General features: G+C 68.2%; 24 protein-coding genes and 3 pseudogenes. 18 read left to right on the forward strand and 9 right to left on the reverse strand.

The features are described 5' to 3' along the window. Positions 1-76: 76 nt before the first annotated feature. The 4 genes from ACYSMR_RS02625 (at position 77) to ACYSMR_RS02640 (ending at position 2631) form a co-directional block, all read left to right on the forward strand. On the forward strand, positions 77-349 hold the full coding sequence (locus tag ACYSMR_RS02625; protein ID WP_461747297.1) for an SHOCT domain-containing protein: 273 nt from the start codon (positions 77-79) through the stop codon (positions 347-349). A 373-nt stretch (positions 350-722) separates the two neighbouring features. Further along, entirely contained in the window at positions 723-1415 is a 693-nt protein-coding gene (locus ACYSMR_RS02630; protein ID WP_461747298.1) for a GAF and ANTAR domain-containing protein, read from the forward strand. Positions 1416-1439: 24 nt separating this feature from the next. Further along, positions 1440-1820, forward strand: coding sequence for a hypothetical protein (locus tag ACYSMR_RS02635; protein WP_461747299.1), 381 nt, complete (start codon positions 1440-1442; stop codon positions 1818-1820). 76 nt (positions 1821-1896) lie between these two features. Continuing rightward, positions 1897-2631 (forward strand): GAF and ANTAR domain-containing protein, encoded by a 735-nt coding sequence (locus tag ACYSMR_RS02640; RefSeq protein ID WP_461747300.1) that lies wholly within the window; start codon positions 1897-1899, stop codon positions 2629-2631. Between the two features lie 114 nt (positions 2632-2745). Here the strand turns inward: ACYSMR_RS02640 and ACYSMR_RS02645 are convergent, their stop codons facing one another. The 3 genes from ACYSMR_RS02645 to ACYSMR_RS02655 form a co-directional block, all read right to left on the reverse strand. Beyond that, positions 2746-3117, reverse strand: a complete 372-nt coding sequence (locus ACYSMR_RS02645; protein ID WP_461747301.1) for a phosphatase domain-containing protein — start codon at positions 3115-3117, stop codon at positions 2746-2748. A 186-nt stretch (positions 3118-3303) separates the two neighbouring features. Then, on the reverse strand, positions 3304-4071 hold the full coding sequence (locus ACYSMR_RS02650) for an alpha/beta fold hydrolase (RefSeq protein ID WP_461747302.1): 768 nt from the start codon (positions 4069-4071) through the stop codon (positions 3304-3306). Between the two features lie 458 nt (positions 4072-4529). After that, on the reverse strand, positions 4530-5165 hold the full coding sequence (locus tag ACYSMR_RS02655) for a helix-turn-helix transcriptional regulator (RefSeq protein ID WP_461747303.1): 636 nt from the start codon (positions 5163-5165) through the stop codon (positions 4530-4532). A gap of 711 nt (positions 5166-5876) precedes the next feature. Here ACYSMR_RS02655 and ACYSMR_RS02660 point away from each other — a divergent pair. The 4 genes and pseudogenes from ACYSMR_RS02660 to ACYSMR_RS02675 all read left to right on the forward strand — a co-directional run bounded on the left by ACYSMR_RS02660 (position 5877) and on the right by ACYSMR_RS02675 (position 9437). After that, complete coding sequence (locus tag ACYSMR_RS02660) at positions 5877-7052, forward strand: threonine synthase (protein WP_461747304.1); 1176 nt, start codon at positions 5877-5879, stop codon at positions 7050-7052. Between the two features lie 63 nt (positions 7053-7115). Continuing rightward, a complete protein-coding gene (locus ACYSMR_RS02665; protein ID WP_461747305.1) occupies positions 7116-7556 on the forward strand; it encodes a RidA family protein in 441 nt (146 codons plus the stop codon). A gap of 207 nt (positions 7557-7763) precedes the next feature. Next, positions 7764-8402, forward strand: a complete 639-nt coding sequence (locus ACYSMR_RS02670; protein WP_461747306.1) for an asparaginase domain-containing protein — start codon at positions 7764-7766, stop codon at positions 8400-8402. 59 nt (positions 8403-8461) lie between these two features. After that, a pseudogene (locus tag ACYSMR_RS02675) lies at positions 8462-9437 on the forward strand (IS481 family transposase). Positions 9438-9578: 141 nt separating this feature from the next. On the opposite strand, the pseudogene ACYSMR_RS02680 reads toward ACYSMR_RS02675, so the two are convergent. Further along, positions 9579-10101: pseudogene (locus ACYSMR_RS02680) on the reverse strand (recombinase family protein). Positions 10102-10351: 250 nt separating this feature from the next. Between ACYSMR_RS02680 and ACYSMR_RS02685 the strand changes: the two are divergent. The 3 genes from ACYSMR_RS02685 to ACYSMR_RS02695 all read left to right on the forward strand — a co-directional run bounded on the left by ACYSMR_RS02685 (position 10352) and on the right by ACYSMR_RS02695 (position 14552). Then, the gene (locus tag ACYSMR_RS02685) at positions 10352-11854 is read left to right on the forward strand and encodes an aldehyde dehydrogenase family protein (protein WP_461747307.1); all 1503 of its coding nucleotides are present in this window, start codon (positions 10352-10354) and stop codon (positions 11852-11854) included. A gap of 115 nt (positions 11855-11969) precedes the next feature. Then, a complete protein-coding gene (locus ACYSMR_RS02690) occupies positions 11970-13172 on the forward strand; it encodes a D-arabinono-1,4-lactone oxidase (protein WP_461748002.1) in 1203 nt (400 codons plus the stop codon). Between the two features lie 78 nt (positions 13173-13250). Continuing rightward, positions 13251-14552, forward strand: a complete 1302-nt coding sequence (locus ACYSMR_RS02695; RefSeq protein WP_461747308.1) for an ethanolamine utilization protein EutH — start codon at positions 13251-13253, stop codon at positions 14550-14552. A gap of 185 nt (positions 14553-14737) precedes the next feature. Here ACYSMR_RS02695 and ACYSMR_RS02700 read toward each other — a convergent pair whose 3' ends face one another. The 4 genes and pseudogenes from ACYSMR_RS02700 to ACYSMR_RS02715 form a co-directional block, all read right to left on the reverse strand. Beyond that, complete coding sequence (locus ACYSMR_RS02700; protein ID WP_461747309.1) at positions 14738-15466, reverse strand: cache domain-containing protein; 729 nt, start codon at positions 15464-15466, stop codon at positions 14738-14740. 14 nt (positions 15467-15480) lie between these two features. Then, positions 15481-16245, reverse strand: coding sequence for a FadR/GntR family transcriptional regulator (locus tag ACYSMR_RS02705; RefSeq protein WP_461747310.1), 765 nt, complete (start codon positions 16243-16245; stop codon positions 15481-15483). A 153-nt stretch (positions 16246-16398) separates the two neighbouring features. Continuing rightward, positions 16399-16750 (reverse strand): annotated as a pseudogene (locus ACYSMR_RS02710) (recombinase family protein); the annotation flags it as partial. A gap of 176 nt (positions 16751-16926) precedes the next feature. Continuing rightward, on the reverse strand, positions 16927-17634 hold the full coding sequence (locus ACYSMR_RS02715; protein ID WP_461747311.1) for a GntR family transcriptional regulator: 708 nt from the start codon (positions 17632-17634) through the stop codon (positions 16927-16929). 116 nt (positions 17635-17750) lie between these two features. Between ACYSMR_RS02715 and ACYSMR_RS02720 the strand changes: the two genes are divergently transcribed. The 5 genes from ACYSMR_RS02720 to ACYSMR_RS02740 all read left to right on the forward strand — a co-directional run bounded on the left by ACYSMR_RS02720 (position 17751) and on the right by ACYSMR_RS02740 (position 23124). Beyond that, on the forward strand, positions 17751-18917 hold the full coding sequence (locus ACYSMR_RS02720; protein WP_461747312.1) for a mandelate racemase/muconate lactonizing enzyme family protein: 1167 nt from the start codon (positions 17751-17753) through the stop codon (positions 18915-18917). A gap of 138 nt (positions 18918-19055) precedes the next feature. Next, positions 19056-20447, forward strand: coding sequence for a cation:dicarboxylate symporter family transporter (locus ACYSMR_RS02725; RefSeq protein ID WP_461747313.1), 1392 nt, complete (start codon positions 19056-19058; stop codon positions 20445-20447). A 118-nt stretch (positions 20448-20565) separates the two neighbouring features. Next, a complete protein-coding gene (locus tag ACYSMR_RS02730; protein ID WP_461747314.1) occupies positions 20566-21510 on the forward strand; it encodes a phosphoglycerate dehydrogenase in 945 nt (314 codons plus the stop codon). Positions 21511-21557: 47 nt separating this feature from the next. Continuing rightward, positions 21558-22670 carry a tartrate dehydrogenase gene (locus tag ACYSMR_RS02735; RefSeq protein ID WP_461747315.1) on the forward strand — a complete coding sequence of 371 codons (1113 nt, stop codon included), beginning with the start codon at positions 21558-21560 and terminating at the stop codon, positions 22668-22670. A gap of 247 nt (positions 22671-22917) precedes the next feature. Further along, positions 22918-23124 carry a tautomerase family protein gene (locus ACYSMR_RS02740; protein WP_461747316.1) on the forward strand — a complete coding sequence of 69 codons (207 nt, stop codon included), beginning with the start codon at positions 22918-22920 and terminating at the stop codon, positions 23122-23124. A 438-nt stretch (positions 23125-23562) separates the two neighbouring features. On the opposite strand, the gene ACYSMR_RS02745 is transcribed toward ACYSMR_RS02740, so the two are convergent. Then, positions 23563-24150: a CGNR zinc finger domain-containing protein gene (locus tag ACYSMR_RS02745; protein ID WP_461747317.1), complete on the reverse strand. Its 588-nt coding sequence runs from the start codon at positions 24148-24150 to the stop codon at positions 23563-23565. A 92-nt stretch (positions 24151-24242) separates the two neighbouring features. Here ACYSMR_RS02745 and ACYSMR_RS02750 point away from each other — a divergent pair, with 92 nt between their 5' ends. After that, positions 24243-25310, forward strand: a complete 1068-nt coding sequence (locus ACYSMR_RS02750; RefSeq protein ID WP_461747318.1) for an LLM class flavin-dependent oxidoreductase — start codon at positions 24243-24245, stop codon at positions 25308-25310. A gap of 46 nt (positions 25311-25356) precedes the next feature. Beyond that, the gene (locus tag ACYSMR_RS02755) at positions 25357-25998 is read left to right on the forward strand and encodes a cysteine hydrolase family protein (RefSeq protein WP_461747319.1); all 642 of its coding nucleotides are present in this window, start codon (positions 25357-25359) and stop codon (positions 25996-25998) included. Positions 25999-26079: the final 81 nt, after the last annotated feature.

Genomic DNA, 26079 nt, shown 5'->3' on the forward strand with positions numbered 1-26079 from the left:
GTGCTCATGACCTGCCACGGGCCAACCACCGAGCAGGCGTCAAAGGTATCCACGACGAGAGAAAGCGAGTTCGGCGATGGACTGGTGCAACAGCGGTTGGTGTCAAGGCCTGACCGGGGGTGGAGCCTGGGTCATCTGGTTTATGGTGCTCCTCCTCCTGTTGCTGAGCGGATTTCTGGTGTTCATAATCAGGCGTCCGCGGAAGAACAGCGGCGAATCCACGGTCGAGACAGGTCCCACGGGCAGGCAAGCACGTGAGGTGCTCGAGGCGCGATACGCCCGTGGTGAGATCACCACGGCGGAATACCAGGAACAGTTGCGCGGCCTGGAACAGGACACCACCTCCTGAATAAACACCCCACTTGTGCAGCGTTTCTGGACAACTTCCCCAGGGCCGTCAGGGTCTGTCCTGGGCATTGGCAGGCGATGACCGCCGATTCACAGGATGGACCCTAGCAGCGGGAGACAGCCCTCTACCCGGAGCCCACCGACAAACCCCGTGCAGGAACCTCCACTGCAACGTCCCCTGTACGGCATGGAGCACGGTGGTGGCATGGCCATGGCCTGCCTGCTCGACGGATGGGTGACAGGTCTCTGAATCCCCGAAACGGCAGTAAACTGATGAACAAGAGGGGGTCGGTGAGACGAGGCGCTTTCTTCGCTGACGGGTCCGGCAGCGGCCATCGCGCCACCCCGACCCACCCTGCCGAACGGCACACCCCATGTCCCCTGATCCTTCTCCCGGGGAGCTGACCACCGTCTTCGCCCACCTGCACGGGATGCTGCTGAGCGAACACGAGGCCACCGCGGTGGCCCACCTGGCGCGAGTGGCCCACCAGATGATCCCGGGGGCGGCCGGGGCCGGGGTGTCCCTGCTGGAAGCCGACGGCACCCGGATCACCACCGCCGCCACCAATCCGGCCGTGGCGGGCGCCGACACCGCCCAGTACGAGCTCGGGGCGGATCCGTGCCCGAGCGCCTGGGCCACCGGGGAGCCCCAGCGCATCACCGACACCACCACCGAGACCCGCTGGGCGCACTGGGCGGCGGCAGCCGCTGCCGCCGGGATCCACTCGGTGTGCAGCACCCCGCTGATCCACCACGGCCACGCCCTGGGGGCGCTGAAGGTCTACGCCACCACCCCCTACGCCTTCGGGGACACCAAGGAGGATCTGCTGGGGCAGGCGGCGGCCACCCTGCTCGGGACCGCCCAACCGGTGGAGTCCCCGACCCGGCTGAGCGCTGCACTCAAGGACGCGATGGCCACCCGGGAGCGGATCGAGCTGGCCACCGGGGTGCTCATGGCCCGGGAGCTCCTGGACCCCGAGGCGGCCCGCACCGCGCTGCTGGAACGAGCGCACACCGAAGGCCGGCGGGTGGCTGAGGTCGCCGCCGAGGTCCTGGAAACCGCTTGAGCGCACCTGCGAGGAGGATCGCCAATGGCCACGCCAAGAGGTACCGACGACGAGGCCGTCGGCTACGAGCAGGCCCGGTGCCTGCGGGCGACGATGGTCGCCGCCGGCATCGACCGGGGCCGGTTGTGGCTGTACTACTTCAGCATCGGCGGGGACGTCAGCAAGTTCGAGGTCGACGCCTACCTGCACCACTCCCTGACCCTGCCGCGGCCGCAGCGGAACCTGCTGGCCCAGGCCGCCAACGAGATCCTCCTCGACCTGGCCCCGCCCCAGGCCCCCTACGCCGCCGACCTGATCGAGGACCACACCGCCTCCGCCGGGGACTGCTCCGCCGAGGACGAGAACGCTCCAATCCAGGCCGGTGACGTGCTGAACCACGACCGCCCCGGGACACCCGAGAAATAGAGCTCACGGCACTCACCGGACGGGTGTCCTCTTCCAGAGCACCCGCGTATCCATCGAACGGAGCAAAGGACCAATCATGACCGATCACGGACACGGCAGGGCGCCCGTGGCGGACCTGCACGAGCTGCTGCTGGACTCCGAGGACATCACCGGGTTCCTCGACGCCTTCACTGCTTCGATCGCCGAGGCGCTGGCCACGGACGGGGAGCAGGTGTGGTGCGCGGTGACCCTGCTGCGCCCCAAGCGCTCCGCCACCGTGGCCGCCTCCAGCGCCCAGGCCGAGGCGCTGGATGAGATCCAGTACCACTACGGCGACGGCCCGTGCCTGACCGCGGCCCGTGAGCACCGGATGGTCCACGTGGCCGACACCCGCACCGACCCTCGCTGGCCCGAGTACGGGAAGGCGGCGGCCGCCAACGGGATTCTTTCGGCCCTGGGGGTGCCCTTCGATCTGGGCGGGGAGGCCGCCGCGGGGTTGGACGTCTACGCCGACACCGTCGACAAGCACGATGCGGCCACCATCAAGGTCATCCAGGGCCAGGTGGCTCAGGCTTCCACCGTGCTGCGCCTGGCCGTGCGCCTGGCCGGCCACCGCGACGCCGCGGCGGACCTGCAAGCGGCCATGGCCTCGCGCACCAGCATCGACCTGGCCGTGGGCATCATCATGGGCCAGAACCGCTGCACCCAAGAGCGCGCCTTCGAGATCCTGCGCGCGGCCTCCAACCACCGCAACATCAAGCTGCGCGAGCCGGCCGCCCAGCTCGTCGCTCAGGTCGGCCAAGGCCCAGCCACCACCCACTTCGACGCCTGAACACCCACCACGGAACCGCTACTGCGTTGTTGTGACCCGACTCGCGCGTCGGTGTGGAGCACTTTCAGGTAGGTCCAGTTGGCCCAGCAGTGGAACGACCAGCCACACAGGCCCTCAATGCGTGGGGAAGTGCGCGACGTATCGGCGTTGCCAGGGAGCTTCGACCGACCGCGGGTCGTAGTACTTGCGGACGTAGGCCACTGCTACATCGGCGGGCACGCCATCGAGCACCGCCACGCACGCCAGTGCGGTGCCGGTCCTCCCCCGCCCGCCACCGCAGGCGATCTCCACCCGTTCTGCGGCAGCTCGGCGCCACGCTTCGATCAGTGCCTCGTGAGCGTCGCTACGGTGGGTGGGCAACCAGAAGTCCGGCCAGCGGACCCACCGCGCATCCCACGGCAGGGGGGGGTGGCTGTTCGCTGAGAAGATAGACCCCGAAGTCCGGGACGACGCCCCGAGGTAGTGGATGGCACAGGCCCCGACCACGAAGAAGCCGCCCTGACGGCAGGGTAAGCACTCCAGGTTCCGGCCCCTATCCGCTCACGAATGGGAAACTACCAGCGGCGAGGCAATATGCCTGGGCCAGTCACCGAACCCTTATCGCCCCTGCCCGTCGTGGGTGATCGGCTGGGGGCGTGGTCGGTGGGAGGGCCGGGAGGCCGGGTCCTTGCCTCAGGGTCGGGGGCGGCGGCGGATCGGGGCGAAGGTGGCCGGTGTGTCGGTGGCGTGGAAGTCGGTGATCAGCCGCGCGCACAGCCCCGGTTTCTCCACCAGCACCCCGTGGGAGGCGCGCGGGACCACCGCCAGCTCCCCGTGGGGCAGGGCCCGGTACATGGCCACGGCATGCTCCAGGCGCACCTCGTCATCATCCCCGACCACCACGAGCACGGGCATCTCCAGGCCCGCCAGGTCCGCGCCGGTGAAGGCCGGCTCCACCGCGTGCATCCGGGCCAGCTTGGCCACCACCTGCCCGTAGTGCTCGCCCCCGTCGGGGGAGACCTCCGCGTAGGCCTCGACCATGAACCCCGGAAGCTCTGCTTCGTCGTCGAGGACGCCGGTCTCCCACCCGTCGTGGTGGTAGACCCCGGCCACCACCACCAGGTCACGGACCAGGTCGGGTCGCTGCAGCGCCACGGTCAAAGCGATCACCGCCCCGTCGCTGTAGCCCAGCAGGTGCACCGGGGGGTCTGCTTCCTTCTCGAGGAAGGCGATGGTGTCCTGGGCCATCGCCGCATAGGACAGCGGCCCGTCCCGGTCGGGGGTGCGGCCGTGGGCGCGCTGGTCGGGGGTGAGCACCCGGTACCGGCCGGACAGCTCCTCGACCACAGGGCCCAGGGCCCGGGAGTCCGTGCCCCCGGGGTGCAGCAGCACGAAGGGGTGCCCGTCCCCCCGGGCGCTGAACCACAGATCCACGGGCGGGTCGATCGTCTCCTCGGTCATGGCCCCAGTATCCCCAGGGCCCAGGACACCACAGCAGCCCCGCCCCCGGTGCACCGGGCCGGGTACCGGCTGGTCGCCGGCTCCGGATGCCCTGACGGAGGTGGTGAGGAAGCCGAGAACCTGGCCATGCCCGTTTCCCTGACCGTGGGACATGCCCGCTCAGGAACCCCTACTGCAACATTGTTCTTGAGGGAATTGGCCGGTAGCGGGACCATAGGTGATGTGATTGCTTCACGGGACTGTTTCGCCCTTAGGTGGCAGGGTTCCCCCTGGGATCGTTGGGGCTGGTTCGCCCGGCGACCGCTGCCCTTGGTGCCGTGGTGGGTGAGCGGTGTGCCCCCGCGGGCCCGTGGGCACCAGCGCGGCTGCGACCGCACCTGCTCTGTGGGCAGGACATCCGCAGCACACACCGCCCCCTTGGGCGGAGCGGATCCGCTCGCCGCGGAAGCGGTGTCGGGTTACTTGAGGTAGTTGTAGACCGTGGCGCGGGAGATGCCGAGGGTTTCACTGACGGTGGGCACGAACTTGCGGATGTTCATGTAGCCCTCGTCGCGCAGCTTCTGGGTCAGGGCGCGCCCGGACTCCTGGTCCAGGGCTTGGGGGATCACGCCGCGTTGGGCGGCGTACTGGGTGATGTAGTCCCGGATCTCGTCCAGGCTCTTCTGTTTCAGGTTCTCCTCCACCGGCCGCGCCTGGTCCTCGGTGCGGGTGAGGGTGCTCAGCTGGTGGACGATGGTGTTGAGCATCGACACGTCCACGTTCAGGCACAGGGCCGCGATGTAGTTGCCCTCTTGGTCCTTGATCCCGATGGAAGTGCTCTTGGCGGCCCGCCCGTCCGGGAACCGGTTGGCGTAGTTCTGCAGGACCTCCGGGAAGTCCGGGTCCTGGATGCGGGCCAGGCCGATCTCCGTGGCCGGCTGTCCGGGGGTGCGCCCGGAGATGTTGTTCTCAATGGTCCGGATCGTGTTCGACGGATCCCGCAGATCGTGGAGCACTACCTCGCACAGCCCCGGGAAGGTCTTGCCCAGCGCCACCGTGATCTTCTCCAGCTCGGTCAACAGGTGCTCTACGTCGGATATCTCCGGGTTGGTCATGTCACATCTCCGACTTGGCGTGTTGACGGATGAACTGGGCTTGGTGATGGATGCATCTTGGAGCCCGTCCCCGCAGGGGCTTCGTCCCCTGGCTCTCTGAGTCTTGAGGCCCGGAGGCGCAAACCGACTGCAGTCGCCCACAGACGCAGGTTAGGTCAGGAGAAATGGTGGGTGCTCCCGACCCTCCGCCATGGAACAACGTTCTGACTAATCCTAGAGGGAATGTCCAGGGAGGCCCAGGAGCCCCGCGCCCGACTGCTCCGGGCCACCTCGATCCCGGCGGAAAGGGGCGGGACAGCTCGGGAACACGGCCACTCCTTCGGAGTTCCCGACTCGCCGACCACGTGCGCCTCCAACTGCAGGCCGGCCCTTCTTAGGCACGCCGACGAGGCGCCGAGGTGTACCTACGAGGCGTGACACCGGTTCTATACAAACTGTATAGTGTTAGACATACAGTAGATGTGGGATGGATGATGGTCTCAGTCCAGGTCGCTGTGTTCACTCGCCGAGCTCGACGTCTGAGGCCCCTGACGGGGAGAGTCGACCGGGTGAGAGGCGGGTCCTTCATCATCCATAGGCGTGGGGCCAATGGCCCCGGCAGCACCCGCAGCGAAACCGTCAGGCCGCAGCTGCAGCCCAGCTCGTGGCCTCGGCCCGAAGAGCACTGCCCCGGCCACGCCGTTGTCCCGATCCCCAGGAAGCAGAGTCGCCGTGACCGACAGCACCGAGACGACCTCCCCGTTCCTCTCCGACCGCAGCGGGGCCCGGTACGAGCTCACCGACCCGCGCTGGCGCGGGGCCGATGAGACCCCCCTGGCCCTGAGCCCCGTGCCCGGGCTCACCCCGGAGCACATCGTCACCTCAGAGCGGTCCCTGTGGCGCTACCAGGCCGCGATCCCGGTCGATCCGGGCCACCGGGTCAGCCTCGGTGAGGGATGCACCCCGACGGTGCCCCTGGAGTGGGGTGGGCAGACGGTGCACTTCAAGCTCGAGTGGTTCAACCCCACCTCCAGCTTCAAGGACCGCGGGGTCTCGGTGATGGTCTCGCACCTGAAAGCGCTGGGGGCCACCCAGGTGCTGGAGGACAGCTCCGGCAACGGAGGCTCCTCGGTGGCCGCCTACGCGGCCGCGGCCGGGATCCGGGCGAAGATCATCGTGCCGGCGGCGACCTCGGCGGCGAAGATCCTGCAGGCTCGCGCCTATGGGGCGGACATTGAACTCGTCGGCGGCACCCGCGACCAGGTGGCCGAGGAGGCGATCCGCCAGTCCGCCCAGATCCCCTACGCCAGCCACAACTGGCACCCGTTCTTCCTGCAGGGCACCAAGACCATCGCCTACGAGATGTGGGAGGACCTCGGCTTCCGAGCCCCGGACAACGTCGTACTCGTGGCCGGGGCCGGCAGCAACATCCTGGGCTGCGACACCGCCTTCACCGAGCTGCTGGAGGCCGGGCAGATCAGCCACCGCCCCCGGCTGCTGGTCGGGCAGCCCGAGCACTGGGCCACCATCGTCGACACCTTCAACGGCACCGATCCGGCCAGCCGGGGCCAGCGGGTGCCCACGATCGCGGAAGGGGCCTCCATCGCCCACCCGGTCCGGCTGCCCGAGACCGTCGCCGCCATTGCCCGCTCGAATGGGGCCGCGGTGGCGGTGTCGGATGAGCAGATCCGGACCGCGGTGCGCAAGCTGGCCTCCCGGGGCCTGTACGCCGAGCCCACCAGCAGCGTGGCCGCCGCCGCCCTGGACCACTTCCTGGCCAACGGCACCATCAGCGCCCATGAGACCACCGTGGTCGTGCTCACCGGCAGCGGACTGAAATCAGCCGAGAAGATGGCCACCGTCTTCGACCCCGACCTTGCCGCCGGCGGCCACACCCCCGCCCCCTGACCCCCGCACCAGGCTGCCAGGTCAGCACCGGACCACCACCACGAACCCACGGAAGACAAACCCATGAACAACCCCACCGCCGCGCCCGCGATCCACACCAGCACCGCCGAGCAGAAGTCCACCACCATCGAGCTGCGCGACAGCCCGGAGCTGATCGAACCCCTGGGGCACTACTCCCACCTGGCGATCCACGCCGGGCTGGCCTACATCTCCGGGCAGTTGCCCCTGGACGCCGACGGCACCCCGCTGGCCGATCACCCCTTCGAGACCCAGGCCCGGCAGGTGCTGCACAACCTCGACCGGTGCCTGGCTAGGGCCGGCACCGACCGGACCCGGCTGGTGTCGGTGACGGTCTACATCACCGACCTCGCCCAGTGGCCGGCCTTCGACGCGATCTACGCCGAGTGGGTCGGGGCCCACCGTCCCGCCCGGGCCGTTGCCGGGGCCAGCGACCTGCACTACGGGGCGGCCGTCGAGGTCCAAGCCATCGCCGCACTGGGCTGAGGACCGCCGGACTGCAACCGACGCAGGCAGCAGAGGCGCCCTCACGGACGGATCCACCGCTCACCCGGGTCCGCACTGCGCCGGCACGGGTGGCCGGTCCACCGACTCTTCCCCCACCGGCACCTGCGTCTCCACCCCCCGGACATCACCCCCGAGGGGTGACCTGTCCGTCCTTCACGAACCAGCTCGAACGCCCGAAGAGATCAGATGAGCGAGAACACCAGCACGCCCCGCCACCAGACCGACGCCACAGCCGGAGACGACGGACCGCACAGTGGCCACCCCGCACCCAAGGACGGCGCGCCGTCCCTGGTCGTGCTGGCCACCGGGGGCACGATCGACAAGCGCTACAGCGTGGCCGGGGACCTGGACATCGGTCCCCCCCCCATCGCGGCCATCCTGGACGAAGCAGGAGTGCACCTGGACCTCACCGTCGAACCCGTCCTGGCCAAGGACAGCCTGGAGATCACCGATGCCGACCGCGCCCTGGTGGCGACTCGGATCAGTGAACTCCACCAGTCGGGCACCCGACGGATCCTCATCACTCACGGCACCGACACCATGACCGACACCGCCACCCACCTGCTACGGCACCTCGGACCAGGCTCGGCAATGACCGTCGTGCTTACCGGGGCCATGCAACCAGCCGCCATGCGTTTCAGTGACGCACCCTTCAACATCGGCGCCGCACTGGTTGCCGCCCAAACACTGCCTCCCAGCGTCTATCTGTGCATGAACGGCCGAATCTTTCCCGCCGGCACGGTCACCAAAGACCGCGCTCTGGGGCGATTCGTCGACGCCCTAGATGTACCCGGGCAGGAGATTGGTAGCGCGGTGTTGACGTGAGGAGAGCCTCCGGGTGGGGTGTGGCTTGTCGAAGGCCCACATCCACCACGGAGGCTCCCATGTCCCACGGTAATGCCCGCACCACCGTCCACGGCAGGCTCCTGATCGTGCAGCGCCACCAGGCCGGGATGCCCAAGGCGCACATCGCCGCGGCCATGGGTGTGTCCCGCAAGTGCGTGGCGACCTGGATCGCCCGCTACGAGCACGAGGGTGAGGCCGGCCTGCACGACCGGTCCTGTCGCCCGCACACCACCCCGACCCGCACCCGGCCCGAGGTCGAGCAGCAGGTGCTGGCGCTGCGCCGCACCACCCGGCGGGGTCAGGACTGGCTCGGCCCCGAGCTGGGACTGGCCCCGCGCACGGTGGGGCGGATTCTGCGCCGCCACCGGGTCCCGTACCTGCGGGAGCTGGACCGACTCACCGGCCAGCTCATCCGGGCCTCGAAGGCCACCGCGGTGCGCTACGAACGCGACCGGCCCGGGGAGCTGGTGCACATGGATGTGAAGAAGCTCGGCCGGATCCGAAGACGGCGGCGGCTGGCGGGCGATCGGCCGCGCCCAGGGCAGCCTCACTCGGGACCACGGCACCCGGGTCGGGTTCGACTACGTTCACTCACTGGTCGATGACCATTCCAGACTGGCGTACTCCGAGATCCTGGCCGATGAGAAGGGCGCCACGTGCGCGGGGTTCCTGGCCCGGGCCGCGGCCTATTTCGCCGACTGCGGGATCGAGAAGATCCAGCGGGTGATGACCGACAACGCCTGGGCCTACCGCCATTCCACGGCCGTGCGCGAGGTCATCACTACCCTGGGCGCCAAGCAGGTGTTCATCCGCCCGCACTGCCCCTGGCAGAACGGGAAGGTGGAGCGGTTCAACCGCACCCTGGCCACTGAGTGGGCCTACCGGCAGGTCTTCACCAGCAACGACGAACGCGGCGCTGCTCTTGCCCCGTGGGTCGAGCACTACAACACTGGCAGGCGTCACAGCGCACTCGAAGGCCACCCACCGATCAGCCGCCTGCGACCAACCCAGTGACCGGGTACACCTAGAGGGCCCCTAACATTTAGACGCCGTACGGCACCGCCACGGAGGATCTACTCCTACAAACCACGCAGAAGCGACCGCAGTCCAAGCCTGCCCGCTAGGGGCGGCAGCCGCTTCATGAGCTACTAAAAGTCACGCGTTTCCAAGAACGGGCAAAGGCAACTTTCGAATGCGCCGATAGAGGGTGGCCCGGAACATTCCCAGTTCGCGATCCACCTGAGTGGCCGGCTCCCCGGCCTCGATCAGACGCAAGGCGCTGCGGATCTGAGAGTCGGTGAACGTCTGGCGCCGACCACCCAGGTCCTTGTCGCCCACTCTCCGCGTGGCCACCGAGTCGGTGATCCGCTCCCGCTTGATCTCCAGCTCCATCTGCGCCAGCGCCGCCATGACGGTGAAGACCATGGAGCCCATCGGGGTGTGCGTGTCCCCGTCTCCTCCACCGAGGTCGAGCACCCGCAACCCGGCGCCCCCGGCCCCGCAGTTGCTCGGCGAAGGTCAGCATGTTCTGCGTCGACCGCCCTAGAGGATCCAGCGTGATGATCACCAGGGTGTCCCCCTCCTGGATCGCGGCGATCGCTTTATCAAAGGCCGGACGCGACGCCCGTCCGCCAGACACCCCATGGTCGACGGGGGGGGTGGCACCGGCCTCTGGCACGCCACAGGTGGACGACTGACGGTCCGCAACGCGTGGCCGCCTCGGCGCATGTCCGCGAGTGGGCGCCCCCTGGGCGGGGTCGCTGGGACAGGTAACCGCAGGTTGACGAGGCGCACACAGCAACTAAAAGGTCTAAAGGTAGTCTTCATTGCTCCAGGGCATGATTTGTGTCACCATCGAGTGACCGGCATCACAGGAGTCACGGGCGGACAGGCCCGTGACCAGGCACGCAGAAAGAAGCGGAACTTCCATGACTGTTGCTGAGACTGAGCGGTTCTCCGTCCGACGCTCCCAGGGGCAGGGGCTTGCGGAGCCGCAGCTGCCCCCGAGCGGGCACTTCATCGGCGGGGCGTTCGTGCCGAGCACGTCCACGGAGAGCATCGAGATCGAGGATCCCGCGACGGGGACCGTGATCACCTCGGTGCCCTCGGGCAGCGTGGAGGACGTCGACGCGGCGGTGGCCGCGGCCGTGGCCGTGAAGAAGGCGTGGGCGGGGACCACCCCGAAGGAGCGCTCCGATGCCCTGCACCGAATCGCGGGGATCATCGAGGCCAACCACGAGGTGCTGGAGGCGTTGGAGGCGCTCAACACCGGTAAGCCCGAGGCAGTGGCCGAGGACGATCTCACCAGCACCATCGACACCTTCCGTTTCACCGCCGGGGCGGCGAGGACGCTGACCTCTCTGGCGGCCGGGGACTACGCCGAAGGCCACACCTCGGTGATCCTGCGCGAGCCGGTGGGCGTGGTGGGGGTCATCACCCCGTGGAACTACCCGCTGCTGATGGCCGCCTGGAAGATCGCCCCGATCCTGGCCACGGGCAACACGCTGGTGCTCAAGCCCTCGGAGCAGACCCCGCTGTCGACCCTGAAGCTGGCCGAGCTCATCGCCGGGGAGCTACCGGCCGGGGTGTTCAACATCGTCACCGGCGCCGGGAGGGTGGTGGGGCAGCGCCTGTCCGATCACCCCGACGTGGATTTGGTGGCGATCACCGGCAGCGTGGGCAGCGGGCAGAAGGTCGCCGCTACCGCCGCCGGCAGCGTCAAGCGGGTCCACCTGGAGCTGGGTGGCAAGGCCCCGGTGGTCGTCTTCGCCGACGCCGACCTGAAGGCCGTCGCCGAGGGGGTGCGCACCGCGGGGTTCTGGAACGCCGGGCAGGAGTGCGGGGCCGCCTGCCGGGTGCTGGTCCACGAGTCCGTGGCGGAGGAGTTCACCGAGCTGCTGGTGCGCGAAGTGCAGGCCATCACGGTCGGCGCCCCGGGGACCGGGCAGGACGTGGAGGTCGGCTCCATGATCTCCAAGGGGCACTTCGAGCGGGTCCAGCAGGCCCTGGCGGAGGCCAAGGCCGCCGGGCTGCGCATCGCCGTGGGGGGTGAGGCCATCGAGGGCCCGGGGTATTTCATCGAGCCCACCGTCATCACCGAGGTGCCCGCTGGGGCGGAGCTGGCCAGCACCGAGATCTTCGGCCCGGTCGTGTCGGTGGAGACCTTCAGCACCGATGACGAGGCCATCGCCCGCGCCAACGAAACCCCCTACGGGCTGTCGGCCTCCGTGTGGACCACCGACAGCGCCCGGTCCCTGTCGGTGCCCAGGCAGCTGGACTTCGGCACCGTGTGGGTCAACTCCCACCTGGTGCTGGCCTGTGAGGTCCCCTGGGGCGGTTTCAAGGGCTCGGGCTACGGCCGGGATCTGTCCCTCTACGCCCTGGAGGACTTCTCGCGCACCAAGCACGTCATGATCCACCACGGCGCCTGACGCCTCGCACTCATCTGGAGACCACCATGACTGACACCACCGCGGTACCCGTGAACCCGCTGCAGAACAGCTTCACCCCGCCCATCCCGTTCGAGACGCAGAAGACCTGGTCCAACTGGGGCGGCAATCAGAGCGCGACCCCGGCCTACACGGTGCGCCCGCGCACCGAGCAGGAAGCCCTGGACGCGGTGCGTTTTGCGATCAAGGAGGGCCTGTCGGTGCGCGCGGTGGGCGCCGGGCATTCCTTCACCCCGCTGGTGCACACCGGGGGGTGCTGATGGACCTGTCCGCGCTGTCCGGGATCACCGGCACCGACACCGCCCGCCGCCGGGTCCGCGCCAAGGGCGGTACCCCCATCCACGCCTTCGGCGACCAGCTGTGGGAGCAGGGCCTGGGCCTGGCCAACCAGGGGGACATCGACAAGCAGTCGATCTCCGGGGCCATCTCCACCGGGACCCACGGGTCGGGCATCGAGCTGGGCTGTTTCTCTTCCGCCCTGCGGTGGGTGCGCCTGATCAACGGCCACGGCGAAATCGTGGAGATCGGCGAGGACCAGCTGAACGAGCTGCGGGCCGCGCAGGTGGCCCTGGGCACCCTGGGGATCTTCCTGGAGGTCGAGCTGCAGGTCGTGGACCGGTACTACCTGCAGGAGCAGATCACCTACCCCACCTGGGAGCAGACCCGCTCCACCTGGCAGGAGGACATCGCCGGCAACCGGCACTACTCCTTCCTGTGGTGCCCGGGCGAGGAATCAGCCGGGCTCTACGAGCTGCCCACCCCGGCCGGGGAGGCCATGACCAACCGCAGCTACACCAAGCGCTACAACCCCGTTCAGATCGACGACTCCGATATCGACCTCACCGAGGGCGCCCGTCGCGACCGCTCCTACCGGGTCTACCCCGGTGGCTTCATGATCCCGTTCCACGAGCTGGAGTACTACGTGCCCGTCGAGCGGGGCCTGGAAGCCGTCGAGGCCGTCCAGGACCTCATCCACACGGTCCATTCCGACCAGAAGTACCCCATGGAAGTGCGGTGGGTGAAGCAGGACGAGGGCTACCTCTCGCCCTTCTACCAGTGCGACACCACCGTCATCTCCGTCTCCGGGGCCCCGGGCACTAACTACTGGCCCTACCTGCGTGATGTCGACGCCACGTTGCAGCAGTTCGACGCCCGCGCCCACTGGGGCAAGATTCACTTCATGACCCGGGAACGCCTCGAGGTGCTGTACCCGCAGCTGGAGAGCTTCCTGCAGGTGCGCCGGGAGTTCGACCCGCGCGGGATCTTCCTCAACGACCACACCCGAGCCCTCCTCGGCTGAGACCCCTTCCCTGCCACCTGGTCGGCGGCCCCAGTCAAGGGGGTCGCCGACCCCGCCCGAAAGTCACCGGTACCCACCATGGACGTTATCGGCCAGGTCATCATCTACATCATGATGGGCTTCCTGCTCATCGGCGCCGTGTGCGCGATCATCAACGACGACAAAGGCTTCGGCAAGGAGTTCAAGGAAGGGATCTACTCCATCGGACCGATCTTCCTGCCCGTGGCAGGGATCATGGTCTTCATTCCCGTCCTGAGCCAGCTGATCACTACCTACCTCGCCCCCGTCTACGCCTGGATGCACGCCGATCCGGCCCTGGCCGCGACCACCCTCATCGCCGGGGACATGGGCGGCTACCACCTGGCCTTTGAGACCGCCGGCAGCCACGGGGCCTGGATCATGGCCTTCGCCGCCAGCCTGACCGCCGGCTCCACCATCATCTTCTCCATCCCCGTCGGGCTGGCCATGCTGGAAAAGCGTGATCACAAGTACATGGCCCTGGGCGTGATGTCAGGCCTGCTGGCCATTCCCTTCGCCGTCTTCATCATCACGTTGCTGCTGCAGACCGGAGCCACCCCGCTGCGCAGCGACATCTCCACCACCTCCCCCTCGACCACGCCCTTCGACCTGCCCCTGGACCAGATTCTGCTCAACCTGGTGCCGCTGGCCATCGTCGTGGTGGGCCTGGCCATCGGCCTACGGTTCTTCTCCCAGGCGATGGTGCGCCTCTTCATCACCTTCGGCCGGGTGCTGGACGCGTTGATCAAACTGGCCCTGGCGGTCTCCGTCGTGCAGTACTTCACCAACATCTTCGACGTCTTCGGCCCCTGGCCCCTGGCCCCGTTCATCGCCGACGCCGAGGACCAGTTCCGCGCCCTGGAAGTCGCCGGCTACATCGGGGTGATGCTCGCCGGGGCCTTCCCCATGGTCTACGCCATCCGCACCTGGCTGGCCGTGCCCCTGGAGAAGGTCGGCAAGCGGCTGGGCTTCAGCGAAGAAGGGGCGGCCGGCATCCTCGCCGGGGCGGCCAACATCCTGGCCCTGTTCCGAGTGGTGAACTACATGCCCCCGCGCGACAAGGTCCTGGCCATCGCCTTCGCCGTGTGCGCGGCCTTCACCTTCGGCGACCACCTGGCCTTCAGCGCCAACTTCCAGCCCAACATGGTCTTCCCGCTGATCGTCGGCAAGCTCTCCGGCGGGGTCATCGGGATCCTGCTGGGGATCTGGCTGGCTCTGCCCTACGCCCGGGTCCTGGAGGCCAAAGACCGCCAAAACGGGGTCATCGGCCCCACCGAGTACCGCACCCACACCCACCAGCACGTGCCCACCAACGGGGAGCTGGTGGAGGAGAAGATCCCGGACGAGATCGCCCGGACCTGACCCCGGGCGCGGCGGCAAACCCCTGCGGGCCCTGCAACCGTCGCCCGGAAGTTGGGGGAATTTTACCCCCGGGCCGGGACACGCGATGGTTTGCCACCCGCGCCCCCGGACCGCCCACCCCGCCCCCTTTTGGGGGGGCGGGGTGGTGTCGTTGCAAGGCCAGTACCCCGTACTGCGGACGGGTCCTATGGCGCTGGGGAGAACAGTTGCCAGGCCATCTGCGGGGAGAACAGCTCACCGCCCAGCTCCACCCGGGTCCACCGGTCCATGCTGTGCCCGCGCAGCAGGTCTCCGGGCAGGTAGCGGGCCGTGTTGGAGGCGATCACCCGCAGGGCCGCGTTGGTCAGCACCACCGCGGTGCGGCTGCCCACGGCCTGAAGGAGGCGTCGTTCGAACCGGCCGGCAGCGATGTCCGCACCGGCGATGCCGGCGAAGCCAGAGGAGGTGAACACCGGCACGGAGACCGTCACCGTGTAGGAGTTCGTGCCGCCCAGGTCGATGTAGGGCCCGGTGATCGTCGGTGAGCCCGAGGAGGCCGGGGTGGAGAACCGGCTGCGGGCGGAGTAGTCGTAGAAGGAATCCCGGTGGGGGTTGAGGTTGTGAGCGACGAACTCCAAGCCTCCCCGCCCGTCGTGTCGCCACCATTCCAGCCAGTAGTCGCTGTCGATCAGATAGCCCACGGCAGCAGCCATGCCGATGCCATCCATGGGAGAGTCCTCGCGGCGCAGACAGGCCTGTAATGCTTCCCGGATGCCGCCCAGATCGTCCCGGGAGGGCCGACGCCCCTGGTGCTCCACCGCCTCCAGCAGCACCTGTACGTCGGCGCGGATCTGCGCCAGCTCATCCACGGTCCGGTGAAGGTGCCCGGTGATCTCGGCGGCCAGCCCCGTCAGCTCATCCTGTGGTGCGCCCATACGCATCCCCTCGTTCATGTCGTCACCAACGTCAGGTGCCGATCGATCAAGACCCGGGTCTCCCGTTCGCAGTGCTCGATCGCCCGCTGCTGGGCCACCGTCGCCTCGCCCTCACGGATCGCGGACACGATCAGCGCATGCTCCCGCACCGACTCCTCCACTGCTGGGCTGCCCGGCACCCACAACAACGGAGCCATCTGACCCTGGGTTTGGATGATGGTCGTGGACAGATGCAACGACTGCGCCACCACCCCGAGCTCGATATGCAGGCGGCTGTCGGCGCGGCGCCGCCCGTCATCGGTGGTGGCCTCGGCAAAGGCCCGCTCCAGCGCCTCCAACCGGTCCAGATCCTCCGGCAAGGCCCGTAAAGCAGCCAGTCTCGCCGCTGCCCCGGTCACCGCGGCCGTCAGATCCCCGAGATCACGCAGCTCCTCCGTGCTCTTAGCCCGCAGTTGCTCCTCGGCCCGTCCACGGCTGGTCGCACTGGCGTCCTGGACGTAGCTGCCACCTCCACGCCCGCGGCGGGTCTCAATCAGGCCCTTGTTCCGCAGCTCGGTCAGCGCCTGGCGCAGGGTCACCTTCGAGACCCCCAACTCGTTGGCCAGCTCCATCTCACTGGGCAACCGCTGACCATCAGTAAGCAATCCGACGGCCAAAGCCATCTCCAGCTGCTGCACCACGCTGTCTGCCAGCTTGGAGACAGACTCGTCGTTCACCCGTCCCAAGCCGAAGGGGAAAATGCCGTTCTCCAAAGTCTTCATACCCTCGCCGGCGCCCATGGACCGTGAATCGTCTGACGTTAGTTCCTTGACATCATCTTCCCCCACCCAGCACGAACTGGCTAGGCGCCCTTGGTGATGCCAACCCTCTGCTCCTACCCCGCAGGCTCCACTGGAGGCTATTCACACCGCCTGCCCAGAGAACGCGCACATTCAGGGAGTCAGCAAGGGCAACTCCCGGCTGCGCCGGTAGAGGGTGGCCCTCGACATCCCGAGGTCCCGTGCCACCTGAGTGGCCGGCTCCTACCCTCGATCAGCCGCAGGGCGTTGCGGATCTGGGAGTCGGTGAAGGTTTGGCGCCGCCCGCCCAGGTCCTTGCCGGCCGCCCGGCGCCTGGCCACCGAGTCGGTGATCCGCTCCCGCTTGATCCCCAGCTCCATCTGCGCCAGGGCCGCCATAACGGTGAAGACCATCGACCCCATCGGGGTGGCCGTGTCCACGTCTCCCCCAGAGTCAGCACCCGCAGCCACGCTTCCCTGCTTCGCAGCTGCTCGGCGCAGGCCAGCCGGCCTCCGCCTCGGGTTGTTGCAGCTGGCCAGCGGCCGGATCTGCCACCGGCAGCTCAGCGCATGATGAAGCGAGTACTGAGGGGCGCAACCTTGTAAGTTGCACCCCTCAGCCATCTGGGCTCTTCGCAGTTGAGAGGCTATTCCGCGGTTCTCACCGCCCAGGGGCTTTGGGTCAGCCGGTGTAGGAGCGGTACGACAGCTGCAGCGGTCCGCTCTCACGGGCTTCGAGGGCGCCGGTGACGGCAGCCGTGAGGCTGTTGAGGATGTGGGTGCGTGCCAGCTCCGCGGCGGCAGGCCCGTCCCCGGCGATGACCAGTTCCAGGAGCTGGTGGTGCTGGTTGAGGTCGAGGGTGCGTGGTTCGTCGCCGGCGGGAAGTTCCAGCCCGATCCGGCGGTACCGGTCGGACTTGTCCCACAGGTCGTCCAGCAGCCTGATCATCACGTTGTTGTGCGAGGCGAGGTAGATGGCCCGGTGGAACGCCCGGTGAGCCGTCACGGCTTCGTCACCCCAGGTGCGGGTGACAGGCAGGAGCTCTTCGGCCGCCGCCTTCATCACCTCGATTTCCTTGTCGGTGCGACGCAGGGCGGCCAGCTCGGTGGCGGAGGGTTCCAGGGACAGCCGGACCTCCAGGAGCTGACGTGCTTCGGAGGCGCTCATCGGTGCCACGCGCACGTCGCGGTGGGTGTCGACCTCCACCCAGTCCTCGCTGGCCAGCTGCCGCACCGCCTCGCGCAGGGGCGTGATGCTCATGCCCAATTCTTCAGCCAGGTCGTACTGCGACAGCCGTGAGCCGGGGGCCAGATCGCCGGAGAGGATGCGGCGGCGCAACTCGCTGTAGGCGATCGCGCCCTTGCTCGAGGAGACCTTCGTCGTGCTCATTGTGACATCGCTCTCTTATTCCTCTCCGCAGGGCTTGTGCCCTGCATCACGCCCAGTGTAGTGTCCAGCACATCTTATAAGACCCTTATAAGATCCACCTCGTCAGGAAGAGACCCATGAGAATCGTTTCCGCCCACGTCGACACCATCCCGATCAGCTCCTCGATGCGCAACGCCTACATCGACTTCAGCAAGATGGACTGCACCATCCTGGCGCTGGTCAGTGACGTGATCGTCGACGGCAAGCCTCTGGTCGGCTACGGCTTCAACTCCAACGGCCGGTACAACGCCACTGGCATCCTGAAGGAGCGCATGCTCCCGCGCGTGCTCAACGCCCCGGCCGAGGATCTCATGGACGAGCACGGTGAGCTCTCGCCCGAGAAGGCTTGGGATTTGATGATGAGCAACGAGAAGCCCGGCGGCCACGGGGAGCGGTCGGTGGCCGTGGGTGTGGTCGACATGGCCCTGCACGATCTGGCCGCCAAGATCGCCGGGGTCCCGCTCTACCGCTGGATCTCCGATCACTACGGTGACGGCAACCCGGACAAGGACGTCTTCGTCTACGCTGCCGGTGGCTACTACGCCCCGGGCAAGACCCTGGAAGACCTCCAGCACGAGATGCGCGGGTTCCTCGATGCCGGCTACGACGTGGTGAAGATGAAGATCGGTGGCACCGACCTGGCCGATGACCTCACCCGCATCGAAGCGGTCCTGAAGTGCCTGGACGGCGACGGGTCCCGCCTGGCGGTGGACGTCAACGGCAAGTTCGACCTGCAGACGGCCCTGGAGTACGGCAAGGCCATCGACCAGTACGGGCTGTTCTGGTACGAGGAGGTCGGCGACCCGCTGGACTACGCCCTTAACGCGGCCCTGTCGGAGCACTACAAGAACCCCATCGCCACCGGCGAGAACCTCTTCTCCGTCCACGACGCCCGCAACCTCATCCGCTACGGCGGCATGCGCCCGGACCGCGACTACATCCAGGTCGACCCGGCCCTGAGCTACGGGCTGACGGAGTACCGCCGTGTGCTGGACATGCTCGCCCAGCACGGCTGGTCCTCCCGCCGCTGCATCCCGCACGGCGGACACCAGTTCTCCCTGCACATCGCCGCGGCCCTGAAGCTGGGCGGCAACGAGTCCTACCCCGGGGAGTTCCAGCCCACCGGCGGCTTCACCGACGACGCCGTCGTCGTCAACAGCCGCGTGGCCCCTGGCGACCTGCCCGGCATCGGCCTGGAAGGCAAGGCGGAGTTCTACAAGGTCCTCAGCGCCCTGCACAACTGATTACCTGTGCCGGTCCCGGGCCTGCGGCCGCCCGGGACCGGCCTTCCGAGCCCGCACCGTTTGGGGCTTGCTCGCGTGGCCGCCACTGGTCAACACCACCGTCAGCTTCCCCATTGCTGTGCAAGGAGCGCACTGAGCATGAACTCAAGCCCTACCCACAACACCACCGGGACCGTGTCCCGCAGGACCACAAGCCCGTCACGTTTCCGGCGACTGCTCGGGGAGCTGTGGTTCCAGGTGGTCCTCGGCGCCGTGCTGGGCATCGCCGTCGGCCTGCTCATCCCCGACGTCGGAGCCCAGCTCAACCCCTTGAGCGACTGGTTTATCGCCCTGGTGAAGATGATCGTCATCCCGGTCGTCTTCTGCGTCGTGTCCCTGAGCATCGCCTCCATGGACAGCCTGCGCAAAGCCGGGCGCATCGGCGTCAAGGCCCTGGGCTACTTCATCGTCCTGTCGCTGGTGTCGATGCTCATCGGCCTGGTCGTCGCCAACGTCTTCCGTCCCGGTGAAGGCATGAACATCGACCCCTCAAAGTTGGACGCCAGCAGCGTCCCGGCCACCGCCAGCGAAGGCTTCAGCGGCATCGAGTTCGTCAACAACATCATCCCTGAGTCGCTGTTCGGGGCCCTGACCGGCCACACCATCCTCGCCGCGCTGATGGTCTCGATCATCTTCGGCGCTGCCATGAACGTCTCCGGCGAGTCCGGGGCCTTGCTCACCCGCGGCATCCAGGCCCTGTCCACGGTCGTGTTCAAGATCGTCGGATGGGTCATGCGCCTGGCCCCCATCGGCACTTTCGGTGCCCTGGCCGCGGTGGTGAGCAACTACGGCGCCGAAAGCCTCCAGCAGCTGGGCTACCTCATCCTGCTGTTCACCGCCACCTGCATCGCCTACGTGCTGGTAGTGCTGGGGATCATCGCCTACTTCTGCAAGCTCAACATCTTCGCCGTGATGCGCTACTTCAAGGCCGAGCTGCTGATCGCGCTGAGCACCTGCTCCAGCGAGGCCGTGCTCCCGCAGCTGATCAAGAAGCTCGAGACGATGGGAGTGGGCAAGTCCACCGTGGGCATCGTCATCCCCGCAGGGTTCTCCTTCAACCTGGACGGCTCGGCCGTCTACCTCACCATGGCTTCGGTGTTCCTGGCCCAGGCCGTGGGCATGGACCTGTCCTGGGAACAGCAGCTGGTCATGGTCGGGGTCATGATGCTCACCAGCAAGGGCACAGCCGGCATCGCCGGCGGCGCCTTCATCGTCCTGGCCAGCACGCTCAGCTCGGTGGGCAACATTCCGTTGGCCGCCCTGGCGCTGATCGTCGGCATCGACCGCCTGCTCAACGAAGGCCGGGTCTTCATCAACGTCCTGGGCAACGTCATGGCCGCCGTGGTCGTGGGCAAGTGGGAGAAGGACTACGACTCCAACCGGGCCAAAGCCGTCCTGGCCGAACGGCCCACCAAGGACCTGGCCCCCGTACCGGAGCCGGACGTGCACCTGGCCACGGAGCAGCGCGAGCTGAGCCAGGACAAGGTCTAAGACCACCAACTCCACCGCAGTACCCGCTGCGCCCCGGCAAGCCCACGCTCACCGGGGCGCAGCGGCGGCCCACCCCCCTATCCGCACCCAGCACAGCAGTAAGAGAGCGCAAGAGACCGTGGCACGCATCCTGATCACCACCGACTACCTTGTCCCCGGCGATGACGTCGACCGACTCCTGCGCCAGCACGGCCACGAGCCCATCCACTCCCCGTCCACCGGGGCCCGGCGAGACGAAGACCGGGCAGCATTGTTGACCGGCATCGACGGGGCCATCCTGGCCAGCGAACCGGTCACCGCTGACATGCTCACCGCCGCCGACCGCCTGAAGGTCCTAGCCCGCAGCGGTGTGGGCTACGACTCCATCGACGTGCCCGCCGCCGCCGCCCGCGGCATCCGGGTGTGCAACGCCCCCGGCACCAACCACCACTCCGTGGCCGAGCTGACAATCGGGCTGATCATCATGGCCGCCCGCCGTCTGACCGAGGTCACCACCGCCGTGCGGGCCGGCCACTGGCCCCGTGAAGCTGGCCACGAACTGCGCGGTGCCACCCTGGGCATCATCGGCTACGGTCCCAGCGGCCGCGCCACCGCCCGGCTCGGCCTCGCCCCGGGGATGACCGTCCTCGTCAGCACCTCCCACCCCGACGCCGATGACCCCTCCGTGCAGTTCACCGATCTGGACACCGTCATCGGCACCGCCGACTACCTATCCCTGCACACCCGGGCCGGCACAGCCACCCAGCGGCTCATCGACGCCTCCCGACTGCAGTCGATGAAGCCCACCGCGGTGCTGATCAACACCGCCCGCGGATCCCTGGTGGACGAACACGCCCTGGCTGACGCCCTGGGTAAGGGGACCATCGCCGCCGCCGCCCTGGACGTGCTCGAGACCGAACCCCTGCCCGATGACAGCCCGCTGCGCGCCCTGGAGAACGTCACCATCACCTCCCACCTCGCCGGCCAGACCGTCGAGGCCCGGGCACGCGCCGGGCTGGCCGCAGCCCAAGCCGTCATCGACGTCCTCGCCAGCCGCGAACCGGCCCACCCCGTGGACCGCTGACCCCCAACGCCCGCACCTCCACAGCACAGAACAAGGAACAGAATCTGATGTCGAACACCCACCGCATTGCCGTCATCCCCGGCGACGGCATCGGCACCGAAGTCGTGCCCGAAGGCCTGCGCGTCCTGGACACGGTCGCCTCCGCCTTCGACCTGAACCTCGAGTACGAGCACTTCGACTTCGCCTCGGCGGCCTACTACACCCAGCACGGCACGATGCTGCCCGACGGCTGGTTCGAACAGCTCAATAAGTTCGACGCCCTCTTCTTCGGGGCCGTCGGCTGGCCCGAGGTCGTCCCCGACCACATCTCGTTGTGGGGCAGTCTCCTGCAGTTCCGCCGCCACTTCGACCAGTACGTCAGCCTGCGCCCGGTCAAGCTCTTGCCCGGAGTCCCCAGCCCCCTGGCCGGGCGCACACCCGGTGACGTCGACTTCTACGTCGTGCGGGAGAACACCGAGGGCGAGTACTCCAGCATCGGCGGGAGACTGTTCGAAGGCACCGACCGGGAAACCGTGATGCAGGAAACCGTGATGACCCGCACCGGTGTTGACCGCATCCTCAAGTACGCCTTCGACCTCGCCCAAACCCGGGCCAAACGGCACCTGACCTCGGCGACGAAGAGCAACGGGATTTCCATCACCATGCCGTACTGGGACGAGCGGGTCGAAGCCATGGCCGCCGCCTATCCCGACATCGACGTGGACAAGTACCACATCGACATCCTCACCGCGAACTTCGTCATGCACCCCGACTGGTTCGACGTGGTCGTGGCCAGCAACCTCTTCGGCGACATCCTCTCCGACCTGGGACCGGCCTGCACTGGAACCATCGGCATCGCCCCCAGCGGCAACATCAACCCCGAACGCAAGCACCCCAGCCTCTTCGAACCCGTCCACGGCTCCGCCCCCGACATCGCCGGGAAGGGCATCGCCAACCCCATCGGACAGATCTGGGCCGCGGCCATGATGCTCGACCACCTCGGCGAAGCCGACGCCGCCACCGCCATCACCACCGCCATGGAAAAGGTGCTCGTCAGCGGCACCCAGGCCCTGACCCCCGACATGGGCGGCCACGCCACCACCGAAGACCTCGGCAAAGCCGTCGCCGCAGCCATCACCACCAAGGCAACCACCACGGAGCCCGTCCCGGCTTTGAGCTGACAGCAACTCCCCGGCTGGCTCCCGGGACGGAAGGCCGTTCCGGGACCCCGGGACGGCCTTCCGCCCGCACAGACCAACGGCGCCCCACCCCAGAAAGAGTGCCGACCCGTCGGCACGAACGGAGCGCCCCACCCAGCCAAACCCTGGGCAGCGCGGCAGGCCATGCCCGAAAACCACGAGACAGCTACCTCTGACCACACCGCACGCCCACCCCACTCGCCCCGCGGGGCGGAGACCGGAGAAGAAAATGCCCATCGTCACCATCAACATGGTCGCCGGCCGAGACCGCACCGCTGTCCAAAACTGCCTGCGCGAGGTCGCCGCGACGGTCTCCCGCACCCTCGACGCCCCACTGAACTCCGTCCGCGTGATGGTCAACGAGATCAACCCGGAGCTGTGGACGGTCGGCACCACCCTCAAGAGCGAGGAACGCCCCACCCAAGCCTCCCCGTAAACCCCGCACGGTCAATGACGTCCTACCGCAACGTCGCCGTCCTGAAAGTCCGCCGCCAACCGGCCTTACGTAAACCAGCCGCTCACACACCGCTATCGGGCAGTCCCCGTTCCGGCACATGTCCACCTCTCCGGGTTGGGCGAGTGGTTGGACACACGCACGCCGATCGGACCATGACTGCTCACACGAGCAGAACAGCAGCGGGCTGCACCTCAGGCGAAAACACCCCAGTTCCTGTCAGCCTCCGAATGCCACCGCCAGCACGGCGTCTGGGACCCCGGCGCACGGTCTACGGACTGAGCGCCCGGTCCGCTGAGATGTGCAGGAGGGATCCATCACGCGCCTCGTCGGGCCGACTCCGGGCCGCATGAGCCCAGCGGGTCGTGAGAAGGCTGCGGCAGATGCTGGTCGAGGTCCGGCGTCGGAGGCGATGGAGATCTACGAGGTCCTCGTCGCGCGCTTGCGGGCGTAGGCACGGGCCGCGCGCACTCGGTCGCCGCACCGATTGGAGCACCACTGCCGGCGGGCGTGCGTACGCAGGAAGAACCGACCGCAGGAGTCCGCCTCGCAGGCTGCGAGCAAAGGCGCGTCGTCGCTGGTGATCAGTGTGGCAGCGTCCTCGGCGATGGCGGCCATGGCGTGCTCCACGATCTGCGTCGTCGGGTGCTCGGGACGGCGAGTGAACCGCGTCGCCGGGTCGAAGCGCAGCAGCAGCGCCCCCGGGGCGCTGGTCAGTGCGCGGTTGAGGGCATCAACAGCCGCCGGAGTGGGAACGTCCCCGGTGGCGTGCGCGGTGAAGAGGTCGCGCAGATCCTCCCGCAGGCTTCTGAGCCTGCCCTGGCAATGCTCCTGCAGCCCCGCCTCGGGCGCTATGAGGTCGCGGGCGATGAGCCACGCCGTCGCGGCCTCAGGCGTCGACAGCTCATCGCAGCTCCTTCCGCCGACGAGGCCGACGGCGCTGTTGACCAGCGCGAGGGCGGGGTGCTCCTGGGCGCCTGGAACGAGCGGTCGTGATGTCTCAGCCATGTCCTCATGGTATCCAATATGTTTTCCCGTGACACTTCTGTTAGAGTCCATCACGTCAAAGCATACAAGTATTCATGAGAAGTGAGGTGTGCATGCTCCCGGCTCCGCTCTTCGGCACTGCCCCGTTCGCGCTGTCCGTCCACACTGGCGGGGGCCCGGGCATCGGGCAGACCGCCGCCGAAGGCCTGCAGGCCACGATCGAGACGGCCCGGACAGCGGATCGGCTCGGCTACCACCGGTTCTGGATGTCCGAGCACCACGCGATGCCGGCCCTGTCGGTGGCCTCGCCGCCGCTGATGATCGCCCGCCTGATCGCCGCGACCGGGCGGATCCGCCTCGGAGCGGGCGGGGTGATGCTGCCCAACCACGCCCCGCTGGTGATCGCGGAGCAGTTCGGGATGCTCGATGCCCTCGCCCCCGGGCGCATCGACCTCGGCCTCGGGCGCGCGCCGGGCACTGACGGGGCCACCGCGGCCGCGCTGCGCCGCGGGGCCGGAGCCAACCATGCGTTCCCGCAGCAGGTGAACGAGCTGCTGGGCTTCCTGGCCGATGACTTCCCGGCGGGGCATCCCTACCAGGCGGTGCACGCGGTGCCGGGCCCGTGGCAGGCCGAGCAGAACAGAGTGACCGCCCCGGCGACGACCCCGGAAGTCTGGGTCCTCGGGTCCTCACCGTACTCGGCGCAGCTGGCGGCGCAGCTGGGGCGCCCGTATGCGTTCGCGCTGCAGTTCGGCGACGCCGATATCGACACGGCCATGCGCATCTACCGGGAGAACTTCACCCCTTCCCAGGTCCTCGACCGCCCGCACACGCTGGTCAGCGTCAGCACGATCGTCACCGACGACGCCGATGAGGCCCGGCGGCAGGCGTCGTCGACGGCGATGGCGATGCTGCGCATGTTCAAGCGCGAACCGTACGCGCTGCTCCCACCCGAGGAGGTCGCCGCCTACCCGGCGACCGCGAACGAGCACGCGATCATCGATCAGTACACGAACCGCACCTTCGCCGGCACCGCAGCCACGGTCGCCGACCGGCTCGAGCAGCTGCACGAGCAGACGAAAGCCGACGAGGTCATGGCCGTAGTGGGCGCCCACGACCTGACCACCGCGTCCCGGACCGTCGAGCTCCTCGCCGACCATTACGGCACGCCGACCGCCTGAGCTCACCAGCACCATCCATCGCACCCCATCCAGCAGGAGAAGCATCATGTCCGCACCACGCCGAGCCCTCATCGTCATCGACGCCCAGCAGGAATACTTCGCAGGCCTGCTGCCGATCCAGTACCCCTCCCGCGAGACATCGGTCGCCCGCATCGCCGTGGCGATGGACGCCGCCGAGCAGGCCGGGATCCCCGTGGTCCTCGTCCAGCACGAGGCTCCTGCCGGGTTCCCGGTGTTCGCGCCCGAGTCGGCCACCTTCGCCCTCCACCCCGAGATCGACCAGCGCGCCGGGACCGCTGCTCACCGATTCACGAAGTCGTTTGCCAGCGTCTTCGCCGGCACCGGCCTGGAGGACTGGCTGCGCCAGAACGGCATCGACACGATCACCTTGACCGGGTACATGACGAACAACTGCGTCATCGGCTCCGCGGTCGGGGCCGAACCGCTGGGCTTCTCCGTCGAGGTGCTCTCCGACGCCACCGGCGCGATCGACCTCGCCGGCGAGGCCGGCACTGCGTCGGCAAAGCAGGTCCACGAGACGATCATGGCGCTGCTGCACTCGAACTGGGCCGCCGTCGCCACCACCGCCGATTGGATCGACGCAGCCAGCAGCGGCCGCGCACTAAGCACGAGCAACCTCATCGTCTCGGCCCAGCAGGGACGACAGGCCTCCGGCGCTCAGCTTTGACGCGGCGCAGCGCGGCTCGGGTTCGCAGTTCCTTGCGCGGGCCCGAGCCGTGGCCCTGCCTTTGGACTCGAGGTAGACGAC

Source organism: Kocuria sp. U4B (assembly GCF_054875615.1).

Bases quoted from the DNA above. Each gene is read 5' to 3' on its own strand.
- ACYSMR_RS02625 (WP_461747297.1), top strand. From the start codon at position 77: ATGGACTGGTGCAACAGCGGTTGGTGTCAAGGCCTGACCGGGGGTGGA.
- ACYSMR_RS02630 (WP_461747298.1), top strand. From the start codon at position 723: ATGTCCCCTGATCCTTCTCCCGGGGAGCTGACCACCGTCTTCGCCCAC.
- ACYSMR_RS02635 (WP_461747299.1), top strand. From the start codon at position 1,440: ATGGCCACGCCAAGAGGTACCGACGACGAGGCCGTCGGCTACGAGCAG.
- ACYSMR_RS02640 (WP_461747300.1), top strand. From the start codon at position 1,897: ATGACCGATCACGGACACGGCAGGGCGCCCGTGGCGGACCTGCACGAG.
- ACYSMR_RS02650 (WP_461747302.1), bottom strand. From the start codon at position 4,071: ATGACCGAGGAGACGATCGACCCGCCCGTGGATCTGTGGTTCAGCGCC.
- ACYSMR_RS02655 (WP_461747303.1), bottom strand. From the start codon at position 5,165: ATGACCAACCCGGAGATATCCGACGTAGAGCACCTGTTGACCGAGCTG.
- ACYSMR_RS02665 (WP_461747305.1), top strand. From the start codon at position 7,116: ATGAACAACCCCACCGCCGCGCCCGCGATCCACACCAGCACCGCCGAG.
- ACYSMR_RS02670 (WP_461747306.1), top strand. From the start codon at position 7,764: ATGAGCGAGAACACCAGCACGCCCCGCCACCAGACCGACGCCACAGCC.
- ACYSMR_RS02685 (WP_461747307.1), top strand. From the start codon at position 10,352: ATGACTGTTGCTGAGACTGAGCGGTTCTCCGTCCGACGCTCCCAGGGG.
- ACYSMR_RS02695 (WP_461747308.1), top strand. From the start codon at position 13,251: ATGGACGTTATCGGCCAGGTCATCATCTACATCATGATGGGCTTCCTG.
- ACYSMR_RS02700 (WP_461747309.1), bottom strand. From the start codon at position 15,466: ATGGGCGCACCACAGGATGAGCTGACGGGGCTGGCCGCCGAGATCACC.
- ACYSMR_RS02705 (WP_461747310.1), bottom strand. From the start codon at position 16,245: ATGGGCGCCGGCGAGGGTATGAAGACTTTGGAGAACGGCATTTTCCCC.
- ACYSMR_RS02715 (WP_461747311.1), bottom strand. From the start codon at position 17,634: ATGAGCACGACGAAGGTCTCCTCGAGCAAGGGCGCGATCGCCTACAGC.
- ACYSMR_RS02720 (WP_461747312.1), top strand. From the start codon at position 17,751: ATGAGAATCGTTTCCGCCCACGTCGACACCATCCCGATCAGCTCCTCG.
- ACYSMR_RS02725 (WP_461747313.1), top strand. From the start codon at position 19,056: ATGAACTCAAGCCCTACCCACAACACCACCGGGACCGTGTCCCGCAGG.
- ACYSMR_RS02735 (WP_461747315.1), top strand. From the start codon at position 21,558: ATGTCGAACACCCACCGCATTGCCGTCATCCCCGGCGACGGCATCGGC.
- ACYSMR_RS02740 (WP_461747316.1), top strand. From the start codon at position 22,918: ATGCCCATCGTCACCATCAACATGGTCGCCGGCCGAGACCGCACCGCT.
- ACYSMR_RS02745 (WP_461747317.1), bottom strand. From the start codon at position 24,150: ATGGCTGAGACATCACGACCGCTCGTTCCAGGCGCCCAGGAGCACCCC.
- ACYSMR_RS02750 (WP_461747318.1), top strand. From the start codon at position 24,243: ATGCTCCCGGCTCCGCTCTTCGGCACTGCCCCGTTCGCGCTGTCCGTC.
- ACYSMR_RS02755 (WP_461747319.1), top strand. From the start codon at position 25,357: ATGTCCGCACCACGCCGAGCCCTCATCGTCATCGACGCCCAGCAGGAA.